The organism is Armatimonadota bacterium (assembly GCA_022563855.1).
Lineage (GTDB): Bacteria > Armatimonadota > Fimbriimonadia > Fimbriimonadales > Fimbriimonadaceae > JADFMN01.
Genome location: JADFMN010000002.1, coordinates 178428 through 192484 on the forward strand (window position 1 = coordinate 178428; position 14057 = coordinate 192484).

General features: G+C 61.5%; 8 protein-coding genes and 1 tRNA gene. 2 read left to right on the forward strand and 7 right to left on the reverse strand.

Translation table 11 applies throughout. The features are described from left to right. Nucleotides 1–46: 46 nt before the first annotated feature. Nucleotides 47–1558 carry a hypothetical protein gene (locus tag IH944_03230; GenBank protein MCH7903561.1) on the reverse strand — a complete coding sequence of 504 codons (1512 nt, stop codon included), beginning with the start codon at nt 1556–1558 and terminating at the stop codon, nt 47–49. Nucleotides 1559–1653: 95 nt separating this feature from the next. Then, nucleotides 1654–3330 (reverse strand): amidohydrolase, encoded by a 1677-nt coding sequence (locus IH944_03235; GenBank protein ID MCH7903562.1) that lies wholly within the window; start codon nt 3328–3330, stop codon nt 1654–1656. 342 nt (nt 3331–3672) lie between these two features. On the opposite strand from IH944_03235, the gene IH944_03240 reads away from it, so the two are divergent. Beyond that, a complete protein-coding gene (locus tag IH944_03240) occupies nt 3673–4572 on the forward strand; it encodes a PD40 domain-containing protein (GenBank protein ID MCH7903563.1) in 900 nt (299 codons plus the stop codon). 19 nt (nt 4573–4591) lie between these two features. Next, nucleotides 4592–6511 carry a prolyl oligopeptidase family serine peptidase gene (locus IH944_03245; GenBank protein MCH7903564.1) on the forward strand — a complete coding sequence of 640 codons (1920 nt, stop codon included), beginning with the start codon at nt 4592–4594 and terminating at the stop codon, nt 6509–6511. Between the two features lie 265 nt (nt 6512–6776). Here the strand turns inward: IH944_03245 and IH944_03250 are convergent, their stop codons facing one another. From IH944_03250 to IH944_03270, 5 genes are all read right to left on the reverse strand, one after another. Next, nucleotides 6777–8345, reverse strand: a complete 1569-nt coding sequence (locus IH944_03250) for an FG-GAP repeat protein (GenBank protein ID MCH7903565.1) — start codon at nt 8343–8345, stop codon at nt 6777–6779. A 95-nt stretch (nt 8346–8440) separates the two neighbouring features. Then, nucleotides 8441–9427 (reverse strand): PD40 domain-containing protein, encoded by a 987-nt coding sequence (locus tag IH944_03255; protein ID MCH7903566.1) that lies wholly within the window; start codon nt 9425–9427, stop codon nt 8441–8443. Nucleotides 9428–9732: 305 nt separating this feature from the next. Beyond that, nucleotides 9733–12891, reverse strand: coding sequence for a tetratricopeptide repeat protein (locus IH944_03260; GenBank protein ID MCH7903567.1), 3159 nt, complete (start codon nt 12889–12891; stop codon nt 9733–9735). After that, nucleotides 12884–13558 carry a sigma-70 family RNA polymerase sigma factor gene (locus IH944_03265; protein ID MCH7903568.1) on the reverse strand — a complete coding sequence of 225 codons (675 nt, stop codon included), beginning with the start codon at nt 13556–13558 and terminating at the stop codon, nt 12884–12886. Before IH944_03265 ends, IH944_03260 begins: the two co-directional genes overlap by 8 nt. 188 nt (nt 13559–13746) lie before the next feature. Next, a tRNA-Ser gene (locus IH944_03270) sits at nt 13747–13834 on the reverse strand. Nucleotides 13835–14057 lie beyond the last annotated feature (223 nt).

Genomic DNA, 14057 nt, shown 5'->3' on the forward strand with positions numbered 1-14057 from the left:
AAATGGGCTAACCAGTGCCTGGCAGTTCTCTTGCAAAGCGCGGCTCTTAGTCCGTGGGTAGCTGTCGAATGTGGATCCGCCGTTGTTCGCTGGCCGCCAGCTCTATGTGGATACCTTCGTGCAGTTGCCGGCCGGAGTACACGTTCTTGGTGCCGAGATCAGCGTCTCTCAAAACGTACTCCTTGTCGCTCTCCACTGTAAACCATTCTGGGAACTGGTTGATCCTGGGCCAGTCGATCGGCAGCCCCATGTTCGTCTTATGGCGTGGCGCGTCAAAGACGACCGTTCCGCTCCAGTCGGTTCCTGCTTCCATGGTCAGCCAAAGCTCACCGTCCCTCTGCACTGCCCCGAACACGACGTCCTCGCGCCACGGGCGGATCGTGACGCCCTTGGTCTTCCACAGGCAGTACATGATCGTCGTGCGGGCGAAGTTGCCGTCGCCGTGCCAGCCCGCGATCACGCCGTCCTCTTGTTGCTTGGCCCACATGACCTTCGTTTCGCTGTCCAGCCACTCTGGCACCGATGGAATTTGCTCGCGGTTGTAGAGGTTCAAGGCGCTCTCGATGGAGTCGGCGTATCCGTCGGAGCTGGACCCCTCCCAGGCGAACCCTCGGTAGTTCGCGTTCAAGCAGGAGAGCGCTTTGCGCGTGGCTTCACGATACGCCTCGGTCTTGTCGATCAGATAGACGGTGTAAAAGCCGTTGAACGTGTACCCCCAGGTGTCGGCGACGCCCCGCCCCGTGACCTCGCCCGTCTGAGGGTTGATCGCGTTGTAGAACAGGCCAAGATCGTTCCTCCCGACCTCGAGGATGCGGTCTAGCATGTCGTGGACCGGCTTCTGGTAAGCCCGCTTCTTCTCAGGCCGGGCAAAGCTGACTGCCGCATAAAGTTCGCACAGCCCGGAGACGATCTCGCATCCATGGTCGCGCAGCCGGAGGTTCGTGAAGTCCTTCGTCGGGTGGTGGTCGCCGAGGAGGTAGTAGTCGCCAAGACGGACCGCCCAATCTAGGTACTTCTGCTCCCCGGTCATCCAGTAGACCCGCGAGAGGGTCTGGAGCATCTCGCCATTGACCTCGACGTTCGTGGAAACGATTTTCCCGAACGGTGTTTCGACCGGGGCGTGCTTCCACATGTCGTCGATGATCCCGATCATCCGGTCGTACCAAGGGCTTTGGCCTAGCCACTCGGTCAGTGGGAGGAGTCCGTCCTTGACGTACTCGGAAGAGCCGAACATGATCCTGTCGAGGTTTGGTGCGTTGGTCAAGAAGCCTCTGTACGTGAACGAGTATGCGTCGGGGAGACGGTCGACGCGGGAAGTCAGTTTGATCTCTGTATCGAGCATCTCCTTCATGCGACCTTCGAACATCTCATGGTCGAGCAGTGACGCGGTGAGCACCATGAACGGGTAGTTGTCTGCGGCCGAGTCCTGCGGGTTCCAGTACCTGTCGCTCCGGTTTCTAGGGATGAGGCCGGTGTACGAATCAGCCAGTTTCAGCCAGCCATCGACGTAGTTGCGGCACCGCCGAAACCCCTCGTTTGCCAGGACACCGTTGCCCATTGCCGTGCGGAACAGTGCCGCGTCGTGTTCGGCGGATTGCGGAACTGCGATTGTCGCAAGCAGGCTGACGAGTGCTGTGACCATGTTTCCTTCGGTCAGTCTGGCTCATAGACGATCTTGCCATTGACGATCGTATATAGCACGCTTGTCTCGAGATACTCGCGCGGCTCGATCTCCAGGAGGTTCCGGTCGAGCACTGTGATGTCGGCGAATTTGCCGACCTCGATCGAGCCCTTTGTGTCCGCTTCAAAGTTCGCGTATGCGGAATTGAGGGTATAAGCCCGGATCGCCTGCTCGATGGTGATGCGCTGCTCGGGGAACCAGCCGTCCGGCGGATCGCCGGTGACGGTCTGGCGCGTTACTGCGGCGTAGAGGCCGAGCATCGGGCTGATGGGGTACTCCGCTGCCGATGTGCCGGGCCAGTCGGTGCCGAAGCTGAGTGTCGCGCCGCTCTCGACGATCGACTTGAAGGCGTATGCGCCGCGGCAGCGCTCCGTGCCGATACGCTCCTCCATCCAGCGCATGTCGTCGGAGAGGTGGTACGGCTGGACCTCCGCGACGATGTCGAGCGGGCCGAGCCGCTCAAAGTCTGCTTCCGCTATGACCTGGGCGTGAACAAGCCGGAACCGTCTTTCCTTTGGCCCGTTCTGCTCGATGAGTTCTTCCAGGTAGTTGAGCAAAAGGTGGTTTGCCTCGTCCCCGATGGCGTGGACCGAGAGCTGCAGGCCAGCGGCGTCGGCCTTGAGCATATAGGCGAGGAACTGGCCTTCAGCAAACTCGCCGTTCTCGTCCACCACGAGCTTGCGCCAGCCACCGCGCGTCGTCGGGTCGCTGTCGTACGGTTCGAAGAAACGGGCGCTGCTGGTGCCCATGATTCCGTCGATGTGGCTCTTGACGGCGCCCAGTCGTATCCACGCGTCGCCAGAGCCGATTGCTGCGCCCATCTCTTCGAGCTTCGGCCAGTCCTCCATCTGTGGGCGGAAGTGGATGCGGGTCGTCAGCTCGCCGGCCTCGTGCAGTTCGCGGAAGATATCGAGCTGCGCCCAGTCGGACATGTCGCTGACGTTCGTGACACCGGCCTCTGCGATGAGACGGAGAGCTTGTCGGCTTTGCTGCAATCTCCGCTCGTGCGAGACCTTTGGGATGACGGAACCGAACAGTCCCATGATCGTGCTGCGGTCCCCACGAATGATTCCTGTGAACTCGCCCGCGTCATTGCGGACAAACGCTATGCCGTTGTTCTTGAGGTCGGCGGGGCCGATCTCGATCGCAGCAAGCGCGCGTTCGTTTACCGCGAACTCACTGCTGTCGAACTTCCGGATGAAGACAGGGTGGTCCTTGGTGATCTCCTCGACGAGCTTCATGTCCGGCGTGAACGGTTTCTTTTGCTCGCCCCCGGAACTGCCGAACGCCCACTGGTCGTACGCGCCCCAGAAGCCTCCTGTGATCCACTCGCCATCTTGAAGCCCATCCACCGCGGCCTGCATGCGTGCGACGAACTCCTCTTGTGTGCTCGCTCGCATGATGTTGAATTCGTGGAACGACGCGGCAGATCCGAAGTGGATGTGGTTGTCGTTGAAGCCTGGCAGCACGAACGCGCCATCGAGGTCTATCACCTGCGTGTCCGGACCTTTGTGGAGCATGACATCGGCGGTGTTACCCACGGCGATGATGCGACCGCCGGCGATCGCGACCGCCTCGGCGTGTGGCTGAGCGTCGTCCACCGTCCACACCGTCGCGTTGGTGAGCACTAGGTCGGCTTGTTCTGCCATGGGTGTTGACTCTTCGCGGGCGCAAGAGGTCGCGAGGGCGAAGAGCACGATGAGACTGAGAGCGTTTCGCATACGGACTTTGAGATTCATAGAATTGGTCATGGGGCCCCGCCGTGCTGTTAAAGTGTCGCAACTGGACTTCGAACCGAGTTTTACCCGTCGTTATCACCCAGACTGCCCCGGACGTGAGCGGGCGGGCTGGTTCTCAGTGCACGGGAGAGTGCGATCGCGCAACCTGTTTGAACCCGTGGCTCCGTAGAAACAAGGCAGTTACAGGTTAGTAACGTCGAGACAGGGGATAGCTCGAATCGTGCAAACTGTCGTGCAGGAGAGGACAGAATAATGCAAAAGCTATGTGCATTGCTTGCAGCCGTAGTGGCGGCCCCTTTGTTGCAGGGCGACAGTCGTCGAGATGGCAGTGCCAGTGACGATGAGGGAACCAAGATCGCGTTTGTCTCCAATCGCGACGGCGACTACGAGATCTACGTCATGAACGCCGACGGCTCTGAGCAGACAAACCTTACGAACAACGTAGTTTCCGATTTCGCTCCTGCGTTCAGCCCGGACGGATCGAAGATCGCGTTCACATCCAGCCGCGACGTCAACAATGAGATCTACGTCATGAACGCCGACGGCTCTGGGCAGACGAACCTTTCGAACAATCCGGCCAGCGATGCCTCCCCTGCGTTCAGCCCGGACGGATCTAAGATCGCGTTCAGGTCCGACCGAGACGGCAACACTGAGATCTACGTCATGAACGTGGACGGAACGGGAGTGACGCGTCTGACGAACAACACGGCTAACGATGGCTCCCCGGCGTTCAGCCCAGACGGGATGAAGATCGCGTTCAGCACCGACCGCGACGGCAACAGTGAGGTCTACGTCATGAACGCGGACGGCACAGGGCAAACGAACCTGACGAACGACTCGACCAGCGATGGCGAGCCTGCGTTCAGCCCTGACGGGTCGAAGATCGCGTTTACGTCCCGGCGGCTAGGCGACCGAGAGATCTTCATCATGAACGCGGACGGCACAGGGCAGACGAACCTGACTAACGACGAGTCGGAAGATTCTGCTCCCGTGTTCAGCCCGGACGGGTTGAAGATAGTGTTTGGCTCCAGCCGCCGCGGATTCGACATATACGTCATGAACGTGGACGGCAGAGGGCAGACAAACCTGACGCACGGCGATTTCTGGGACAGCTTTCCCTCCTTCCCGCTCCTGCAGAAAAAGAAGAAGTGAGCCAGGATAGTAGGGAACAATGATTGGTCAACTTGCACTGCTCGTTGTCGGTTCGGCGGTGCCGTCGTTGCACGACGACGGCCCACAGCAGCGCAGCGATAATTCTGTGCTGGGTGGGCGGGGGCCGGAGATCATGCGCTCGTTTCTTGCGAAGAAGGTAAAAGCGGCAGCCTCGCAGCCGACGCCGGGAAGCCTAGAAGAATTTGAGAAGGAGAGAGAGCGGCGAAGAGAAGAACTCATGCGAGGACTCGGGCTCGATCCGCTGCCTCCGCGCACTCCGCTCAACGCGCGCGTCACAGGCGTCATCAAGCGGGACGGATACCGCATCGAGAAGATCGTCTTTGAAAGCCGGCCAAACTTTCCGGTCACGGCGCACCTTTACGTGCCGGAAGGAAGCGACGAGAAGAAATTCCCGGTGATCGTCAACCCGCACGGCCATTGGCGTCACAAAAAGGCGGAGCCTGTGGTGCAAAAAAGGGCGATTGCTCAGGCACTGCACGGGTACTTGGCGATGGTCGTCGACTCGCCGGGCTCCAGTTTCGAGGGGGACGCGCCGATCGAACGGCGATGGGCCGGCACCCACCACGATCTGCGCCTGATCCTCGGCTCGTCCAACGCGACCGCCATCTACGTTTGGGACCTCATGCGGGCGCTTGATTATCTCGAGACGCGTCCTGATGCAGACATGTCGCGCGTTGGGATCACCGGTGCGTCGGGTGGCGGGCTGGCCACCGTCTACGCGTTCGCTGCGGACGACCGTTTCGGATGCGCGGTGCCGGTGGTGTACGCGACGAGCATGGAGGTGAACCCGGTCAACGGCTGCCTCTGTAACCACGTCCCGGCGACGCTGCAGGTCGGCGACCGTTCGGACGTTCTCGCCATACGCGCGCCCGCGCCAGTGCTTATCATAGGAGCGCAAGAAGACCGCGAGTTCCCACCGGAAGGAACGCGGCGCACTGGCGAAAAACTGAAAGAATCTTGGTCGCTCTTCGGAGCAGAAGCGGACGCGCGGTGGAAGCTGTTCGACGGCCCCCACGACTACAACCGCGCAATGCGTGAGCTGGCGCTCGGCTTTTTTGACGAGCATCTCCGAGGCGTCGGCGACGGATCGCCGGTGAAGGAGCCGGAGTTCGAGACCGAACCGAAAGACTCGCGGGAACTGCTGTGCCTACCGGATCCTCCAAGCGGCCTAGCGACGATGCAAGACATCGCAAAGGCGAAGCTCGCTGGTGCAAGACCGATCTCGTTCGCACAGGTCGCAGAGCTGAACGGGGGGCTGCCAGAGCGCACGCCGCTCAACACCAAGATCATCGAGCGAAACGGTTCCAAACTTTACATGACCTTCGAGTCGGAGCCGGGGCTGACAATTCCAGGTGTGCTGTACTTGCCGGAAGGAGAACCAAAAGCCGCTGTCGTGCTGGTTGCGGAAAAAGGGAAGGTCGTCGCACAACAGGAGTTTTCGGTGGAGCGCCTGGTCGCCGCCGGATACGCGTGCCTCCTCATCGACGTGCGCGGTTTCGGCGAGCTCCAGGGGCTCGACCCGAGGCTGATGGCTTACCTCGGAACCGCGGATCCGTTTGCGATGGGCTGGGATGCAGCGAGGGCGGCAGAGGCGGCGCTCCAGTTCTCCCCGCGCGTGGCGGTCGTCGGCCGGGGGCCGTGCGGGGCGCAGATTGCGCTCTTCGCCGGACTGATGGAGCCACGCATCGAGTTCGTCGCTGGACTGCTCAGCGTCCGTGATTATGCGGAGTGCTTCGAGGAAGAAGTGCCGACCTACTCGATCCAGCCGAGGGCCGCATACTCCGCGCCGCTCTCACACCTGAGGTCCCTGCTGGGCGACAAGGCCGTCTGGTCGTTCCGAGGAGAGGAGGAGCCGGACCTGCTGCAGGTTCTTGAGCAACGATTCGGTCGGGAACCTGCGAAGACGATTCCAAGGTGACCGCTCACGGTGCTTGCCCACATCATGCGCCGACATCGGAAGGCCTGGGACTAGAAGGCCCCACCGGACTCATGGAGAAAATTGGCGGAGAGAGAGGGAGTTCTCCACCTGTTTGAACGTGCCCTTTGGTAGAAACCTGCCAGTTACGGGTGAGTAACCCTGAGTTAGGGGGTAGTTCGTGTCGTGCAAAGTGTCGTGCCTCGAGGGGCGGCCGGGGGCCGCCCCTCGAGGCATTGTGCATTCGGCGTGATAGTCAGCCGCCGTCTTATGGAGCTGTCAGCAAGTCGATGATCGCTTGGGCCTTTGCGATGAGATCGTCCGCGTCCGCTACCGGGATGTGGTTGCCGCTCTGGGCCTGGACGGCGTTGATGAACGCCTCCAGGACGTTTACAGCGACCTGCTCGCTGTTCCTGCGCGCCTCCTCCAGCGCGGTCAGCACCCTGTCGAGCTTGGCGTCCAGGCTGTTCTCGATGCCTCTGCTCAGGTTCAGAACGACCACGTCCTCCATGAGGTTCTCGATCAGTATCAGCGGTGTCGTATCGCTAACGATGACGCGCGCGCTGCCGGAGTCAGTGCCGTTGTTGTCGTCTCTTGGCGCGCCTACGATGAGGTCGGCGAAGCCGTCGCCGTCCACGTCGCCCGCGATGCTGACCGAAACGCCGAAGAAGTCGCCTGCCGAGTCGCCGTCGAGCGTGTACAGGATCGAGCCGTCGGCCCCGGAGAACACCCGCGCGCTCCCGGAGTCGGTGCCGTTGTTGTCGTCAGTATGCGCTCCTACGATGAGGTCCGGGATGCCGTCGCCGTCCACGTCGCCCGCGCCGCTCACCCAGGTGCCGAACTGGTCGCCTGCCGAGTCGCCGTCGAACATGTACAGGACCGACCCGTTGAAGCCGGAGAACACGCGTGCGCTCCCAGAGTTGGTGCCGTTGTTATCGTCAGCATGCGCCCCGACGATGAGGTCGGCGAAGCCGTCGTTGTTGACGTCGCCCGCTCCGCTCACCGAGACGCCGAACCGGTCGCCTGCCGAATCGCCGTTGAACGTGTACAGGACCGAGCCGTCGAAGCCGGAGAACACCCGTGCGCTCCCGGAGTGAGTGCCGTTGTTGTCGTCACGCGGCGTCCCTACGATGAAGTCCGGGACACCGTCGCCGTCCACGTCGCCAGCGCCGCTCACGACCTCGCCGAAGAAGTCGCCGGCCGAGTCGCCGTTGAACGTATAGAGGATCGAGCCGTCGAAGCCGGAGAACACCCGCGCGCTCCCGGAGTTGGTGCCGTTGTTGTCGTCACCGTGCGCTCCTACGATGAGGTCCGCGAAGCCGTCGCCGTTGACGTCGCCCGCTCCGCTCACGGACTCGCCAAGACTGTCGACCGCCCCGTCGCCGTTGAACGTGTACAGGATCGAGCCGTCGAAGCCGGAGAACACCCGTGCGCTCCCGGACCTGTCACCATTGTTGTCGTCAAGTTGCGCCCCCACGATGAGGTCCGCGAAGCCGTCGCCGTTCACGTCGCCTGCGCCGCTCACCGACCAGCCGAAGGCGTCGAATGCAGAGTCGCCGATGAACGTGTACAGGACCGACCCGTCGAAGCCGGAAAACACCCTCGCGCTCCCGGAGTCGGTGCCGTTGACCGTGTCGTCAGCAAACGCCCCCACGATGAAGTCCGGGATGCCGTCGCCGTTCACGTCGCCCGCTCCGCTCACGGAACGGCCGAAGAAGTCACCGGCCGAGTCGCCGTTGAACGTGTACAGCGTCGTCTGGGCGTGCGCCCCTGCCGCGAATAGTGTCGCGACCGCCAAAACCGATCCCATTGCCAGTGTGTTCCTATTTCGTCTCATTGTCCTCTCCAATCTGTTGCGCAGAGCCGCCATCGAACAGCCCTCATCGTTGCCAGTCGTGACCGGTTGCGTCTCCGCTCCGCCTCTAGCGGGCCCTAGAACCGCCGCCAGTCAGGCCGACCCGCGCTCTTTGAGATTTTGGTTATGTCTCCGGTCGCCAGGTCCACCGACACCAGGTTGCCGTGCTTATCGTTATAGGCCAGCCGGGTATCGTCGGGCGACCAGGTGGGAGCGCGACCTTCGGCGACCCGCACGAGCTCCCCAGTGGTGATATCCAGCGTAAACACGACCCTCGGCTCACTCCCGTCCCTCCGTGTCACATTGAACGCAAGCTTGTCCTGGGTGCGTGCCCAATCGAGAAAATCGATATCGTACTCCGCGCCCAGCGCAAAGCCGGTCGTGACGACCGTTCCCCAGGCTAAGTCCAGAATCCTTATCGACTTCGCGCGCTCTGCGTCAAGCTCCACAAACGCGAGCCGCGTGCCGTCCGGGCTCCAGGCCGGCCAGAACACCACGTGTCCCTCGGGTGCTGAATACAGCTCACCAGGGGTGCCGCCACCAGCAGGAATGGCGAAGAGCGAGGAGGGAGGATTCGCAGTGAACCCCTCGGCAAACGCGATCTCGTTGCCTAGCGGCGACCAAGCGTGAGTCACCGCGTCGTCGAACAGCTTGGTGAGGTTGCTGCCCTGCGGCACGCCGTCAACGACGGTGACGTCAATCCGCCACAGCTCAAAGTGCTGGCTGCCAATCGAGCGGGTAAATGCGATGCTGTCTGCCCCTGGCGACCAGGATGGAAGGCCCGGGAACACCCTGAACTTGACTTCCGTGAACACCGCGGTCTTGTTCGAGCCGTCGTCGTTCATGACCATCAGCTTACTGACGGTGCCTGTCTGCTTGACCGCGATCGCTGGGTCCGCGGGCGGACTCTCTTTTCCCCCGCCGCCACCGCCTTTGCCTTTGCCTTGACCAAACGCGGCCGCCGTGAAAAGGAGACACGCCAGCGTGACTAGTATCCAAGTCGTGCCGCCGGTCTTCGCGAGCCCTCTTTTGCAGCTCATCATCTTTGATCTCATCTCGTTCATATCCTCCGTCCGTGAGAGTTAGGGGTCTTACGCGCCCGGCTCGCACGCACTCTCACGGACATGCGGGGCCGATGTTCCTCGAGAGCGCGTGTTGGACGCGCTCCTGGATATGGAAGTCGCCGATGAGCAAAGAACCCGGCGAAAATCTCCCGCTGGCCGGCTGTCGCTCGCGGGGCTGACTCTTGGCTGGAGCCTGTCGCTCGTTCCTGACTCTTGTGCCTGATTCATGCAACACAGCGAGAGACAGCGTAGCGATAGACAGCCATCGGCGAGAGTCAGCTCCGCGAGAGACAGGCTACTGACGCTTAGCCGCCGAGCCGTTTCAAGGCCTCGGCGGCCTCTTTGTTGCCTTGCTCGATAGAGAGTGCGCGGTGATAGGCGTCCTTTGCCGAAGAGGCGTCGCCCTTCTCTTCGTAGACCATTCCGAGCACGACGAGCGCGTCCGCCGCCAGATACGACTTGCCCCACCCCTCGGCGGCTTTTTCAAGCGGCTCAATGGCCTCGTCGAATTCACCCCGCTTGAAGTGTACGAAGCCGAGGACCTCCCAATAAAACGCATGAGCGTCCGGCTGCTGTGCACCCTTCTTGGCCCGCTCGAGGGCGTCGTCAAGATCGATCCCCTTGTAGGCGAGCAACAACGCCCAATTCACCGACGCTTCGAGGTCTTCGGGCTTGAGTCTGCGAGCTTCCGTGAGCACGCTTTCCGCTTGATCGAGGTTGCCTGAGAGGATTAAGACGTAGCCCAGGTTTTGCCGCACGTTGGCCGAAGATGGCCCGTTCGGATCTATCTCGATGGATCTGCGAAGCGTCTTCACGGCCTCTTCCCACCTGTGGTTTTCGATCAGGCTCCAGCCGAAGGCGGCATATAAGTACGGGTTCTTCGGATCGGCCTCGAGGGCCATTACGTACTCGGCCATGGACTCCTGAAACCGGCCCATCGATCCGAGCAGCAGCGCAAGGTTCACATGTGCTGTCACGTATTTTGGATGGAGCGCGATCGCCTTACGGTACATGGCCTCCGCTTCCTCCATACGGCCCGTAAGATACAAGACGACTCCAAGGTTCTGCTGCGCTTTCGCGTTCTCCGGATCCAGCTCGATCGCCTTCCTCATCATCGCCTCCGCCTCTTCGAAACGGCCCGCACGCTTGAAGCGGATTCCGAGGTTGGAATGCGCGCTCGCGTTCTGCGGATCCAGCTCGATCGCCTTTCGATACTCGGTCTCGGCTTCTTCAAGTCGGCCTAAATCCATTAAAGCGATTCCGAGACCGTTGTGCGGGCCCGGGTTGCTCGGGTCGAGCTCGATCGCTTTGCGATACACGGTCTCCGCCTCTTCAAGTCGGCCTGAATCCTTCAAGGCCTTTCCGAGGTTTTTGTGTGAGACCGAATCAGTCGGATCGAGCTCGGTCGCCTTGCGGAACGCAGCCTCCACTTCGTCGAGCCGACCTTCACTGAGCAATGTAAGGCCTAGCTCGTTATAGGCCTGCGCACTGTCAGGATCCAGCTCGATCGCGATCGTCACCGCGTCGCGAGCTTCCTCGTGCCTGCCGGACCTGCTGAGAACCTGGCTCATCCTGAGCCATACATGATTACAAGTCGGACGGCGCGCTTGGGCCGCTTCCAGCACGGCGAGCGCATCTGCGAAGCGATCGACCAGAGCGTAGGCGTGCGAGAGCTGGAGTGCTGCATCGTGGAACCCGCGATCGAGCTCGACGGCCTTCTCCAGCTCTTCGACGGACCTTTCAAAGTTGCCGATCTTCTTAAGCGCCAGGCCCAAGTTATAGCGATAGAGCGAGACCTTCGGATCGAGTCGCACCGCAGCCTGGTACCTCCGTATCGCCATCCCCATCTCGTCCTGCGTCTCATAGACGACGCCGAGGTTGTTGTAGACCGACGCGTGCGGCAGATCGGCCGCGAGCGCCCGGAGCATCCGCAAGGACGAGTCGGTCTCGCCGGACATTGCCGGCCAAGTGGCCTCCTTCAGGCGATCGGCAAGGCCGCTCGGCACGCTCGGCTGAGGCGGATCCCCCAGCACGGCCACCATTGAGGCTTCGAACGTTTCGCCTTTGCGATCGACCGTCAAGCCGATCCGCCTTCCCGGCCCTCGGTAGATCGCGAGACGCACCGTCTCAGCAGAGTGTATCGGCGCTCCGTCCATCGCGACGATATCGTCTCCCACCCTCAAGCCCGCCTCTCGTGCCGCCGAATCGTGGTAGACCGCAACGATGCGAACTTCCCCTCCGGGCAAGGTCGCCACAGTCATCCCCACGCGCCCGCACGGGAACACGTAGCGGCGTGAGGCTTTGTGCTGTCCCAGTTGCTCGGTGCGATAAACCACTTGCCTTCGGTTGCTGCCAATGTCAATCGTATATCGCTTTAACGTCGGTAGCCTCTTCGGCTCCGACGGTGCGGATTTCGCAGTCGCCACGGACTCCGTCATCTCGGTCGCTTCCACCCGCCCGAAATCGTTGAAGAACGCGACCCGGCCGGAGCGGACGGTGAGAACCGCCTCCAGCCCCTCGTTCGGCACGAACTCATTGCCCTCTCCAGCGTCCGGATTTGCAACCTTGCGAAGCTCAAGTCCGAACTCAGTGCCGAACGCCACGGCGGTAGCGACCGGCGTCTCGATCTCGAACGTCTCGCCAGCCTCTAGCTGGGCGACTTTCGCCCACACCGTTCCAGTGTCCTGCCGGAACCTTCGTGCCGCCGGAACTCCAGACCCGTCGGGCAGGTCGGTGACAGTGATCCGCGTGTTGTAAGCGATCGCCAGCGAGGAGCCGTCCTCGAACAGAATCTCGAGCATGTCGGCGTCGCCGGTCTCGAGCGTCATGCCCTCGTAAACGGCCATGTTCGGCAAAGCTGTCTCGTCGCCGGGAGCGCCAGGCCCAGCGAGGATCGGCCGACCCACGACGGCGACGATCTCACCCACCTTCAGCGGCTTGACCGCGAGCAGGCCCGGCTCGTCGGGCGCGGTCCGATCTTCTTCATCCGGAACGAGCTCGGACGGTACTTCGGGACCAGTCTCGCCCGGCACTACCACTTCAGGAGCTGGCTTCTCTGTATCGACGATGATCTTGTCGGGCTGTCCGGCGAACCACGACTGTCCGAAGACGAGTAGCACGATCGCGACGACTACGGCGAGCGCCGCTCCAAACGCTGCGGCCTTGTTCCGCCTCAAGAAGCCGATCGCATTGTCCCATCCGAATCCTGGGCTGCCCCAAACCGTTCCACCTGGCCCAGCGCCTTCGAGCGCGACTGCCTTCTGAAGGATTGCGATCGTCGCGAGCTTGTGCTCTTCGACAAGCTCAGGCACCTCGCCGTAATACCGCAGGCGCACGATCTCGGGAAGAGCATCGTCGAACATGGCGGCTGTGTCACCCCGGAACATCCCGGCCATGCTGTCCACCGGTCCACGGAGGAGCTGCAGCAACAACTCTCTTAAATGCTGAATTCGTTCGTTAGCCATGTCTGCCCTCCCGGTTCATTTGTAGAAGTACGTGTGCGTCTCGGGCCTTTCTCTTGGCCCTCGTCAGAATGCTCTCGACGGCCATCTCCGACCGATCGAGGATGTGCGCGATCTCTCTGATGCTCAGTTCGTCTCCGTACTTGAGAAGAAGTGCTTCGCGCTCCTTGTCGTTGAGCTTGCAAAGCATGTGGTCGACGAGGAGTTCGGTGTCGATTCGGTCTAGCACGTCCTCTGGCGACAGCAGCCCGTCCCTGTACTCTTGAATCGTCTGTGCGGCCTCTTCGTTGAGTGAGCTGGTTTTGGATTCTGGGATCCGCTTCTTCCGCGATCGTGAACGAATGCGGTCCGTGACGCGGAGCTTTGCGATGCCGTAGAGCCAGGTCTGCGCAGAGCAGGACCCATCGTACGAGGGCGCGAGCTTGATCGCGGAGAGGAACACTTCCTGGGTCACTTCCTGGGCGTCTTCATACTGTCTGTCGAGTCGAGGGTAAACGAACCTAAAGACAGCCTCGGCGTGGGAGCGGTAGAACAGCTCGACTGCGGCCTCGTCACGTTCGGCTATGCGAGAGATGACCCTCGCATCGTCGATCGTAGCCGTCGCTGTCCCGCTCGTCATCAGCCGTTCGTTCCCTCTGGCAATGCCCAAGAACCATCCGATCAGGCTCACGCCTGAACGGATCTGTCACAGCTCTCGAACGTTGAAGTCGCCGGTTCATGTGCATCCCGGCGAAAACCGTCGCTGAGATTACCGTTCAGGCGTGAGTTACCAGCCTCTTTAGTGAGAGAGCACCGTGCTGCCTGCTCAGGGCACAGGTTGCACAAATGGTTGAGCTGAAGGAAGGGGGGGATTCGATATGGCGGAGAGAGAGGGATTCGAACCCCCGGAGACTTGCGCCTCAACGGTTTTCAAGACCGCCGCATTCGACCACTCTGCCATCTCTCCGAACCTGGAGAATACCAGCGCAAGCCGTGGTCGGGTACCAGAGCCGACTACGAAAGGTGGCAAAAAGTATGTCAAGAGTTTTGGCTCCAAAACAGGCAGGCCCACGCCCTCGTTCCGGGGATTTAGCCGCAGGCTTTGGCGCGAGCACGCAACCTAAAGGATGCGGCTACATTGCGCGAGCCAGACGCAACCTAAAGGATGCGGCTACATTGCGCGATAGCAC

Excerpts from the sequence above, each read along its gene's own strand:
- IH944_03230 (MCH7903561.1), bottom strand. The coding sequence starts at position 1,558 with ATGGGCAACGGTGTCCTGGCAAACGAGGGGTTTCGGCGGTGCCGCAAC.
- IH944_03235 (MCH7903562.1), bottom strand. The coding sequence starts at position 3,330 with ATGGCAGAACAAGCCGACCTAGTGCTCACCAACGCGACGGTGTGGACG.
- IH944_03240 (MCH7903563.1), top strand. The coding sequence starts at position 3,673 with ATGCAAAAGCTATGTGCATTGCTTGCAGCCGTAGTGGCGGCCCCTTTG.
- IH944_03245 (MCH7903564.1), top strand. The coding sequence starts at position 4,592 with ATGATTGGTCAACTTGCACTGCTCGTTGTCGGTTCGGCGGTGCCGTCG.
- IH944_03250 (MCH7903565.1), bottom strand. The coding sequence starts at position 8,345 with ATGAGACGAAATAGGAACACACTGGCAATGGGATCGGTTTTGGCGGTC.
- IH944_03255 (MCH7903566.1), bottom strand. The coding sequence starts at position 9,427 with ATGAACGAGATGAGATCAAAGATGATGAGCTGCAAAAGAGGGCTCGCG.
- IH944_03260 (MCH7903567.1), bottom strand. The coding sequence starts at position 12,891 with ATGGCTAACGAACGAATTCAGCATTTAAGAGAGTTGTTGCTGCAGCTC.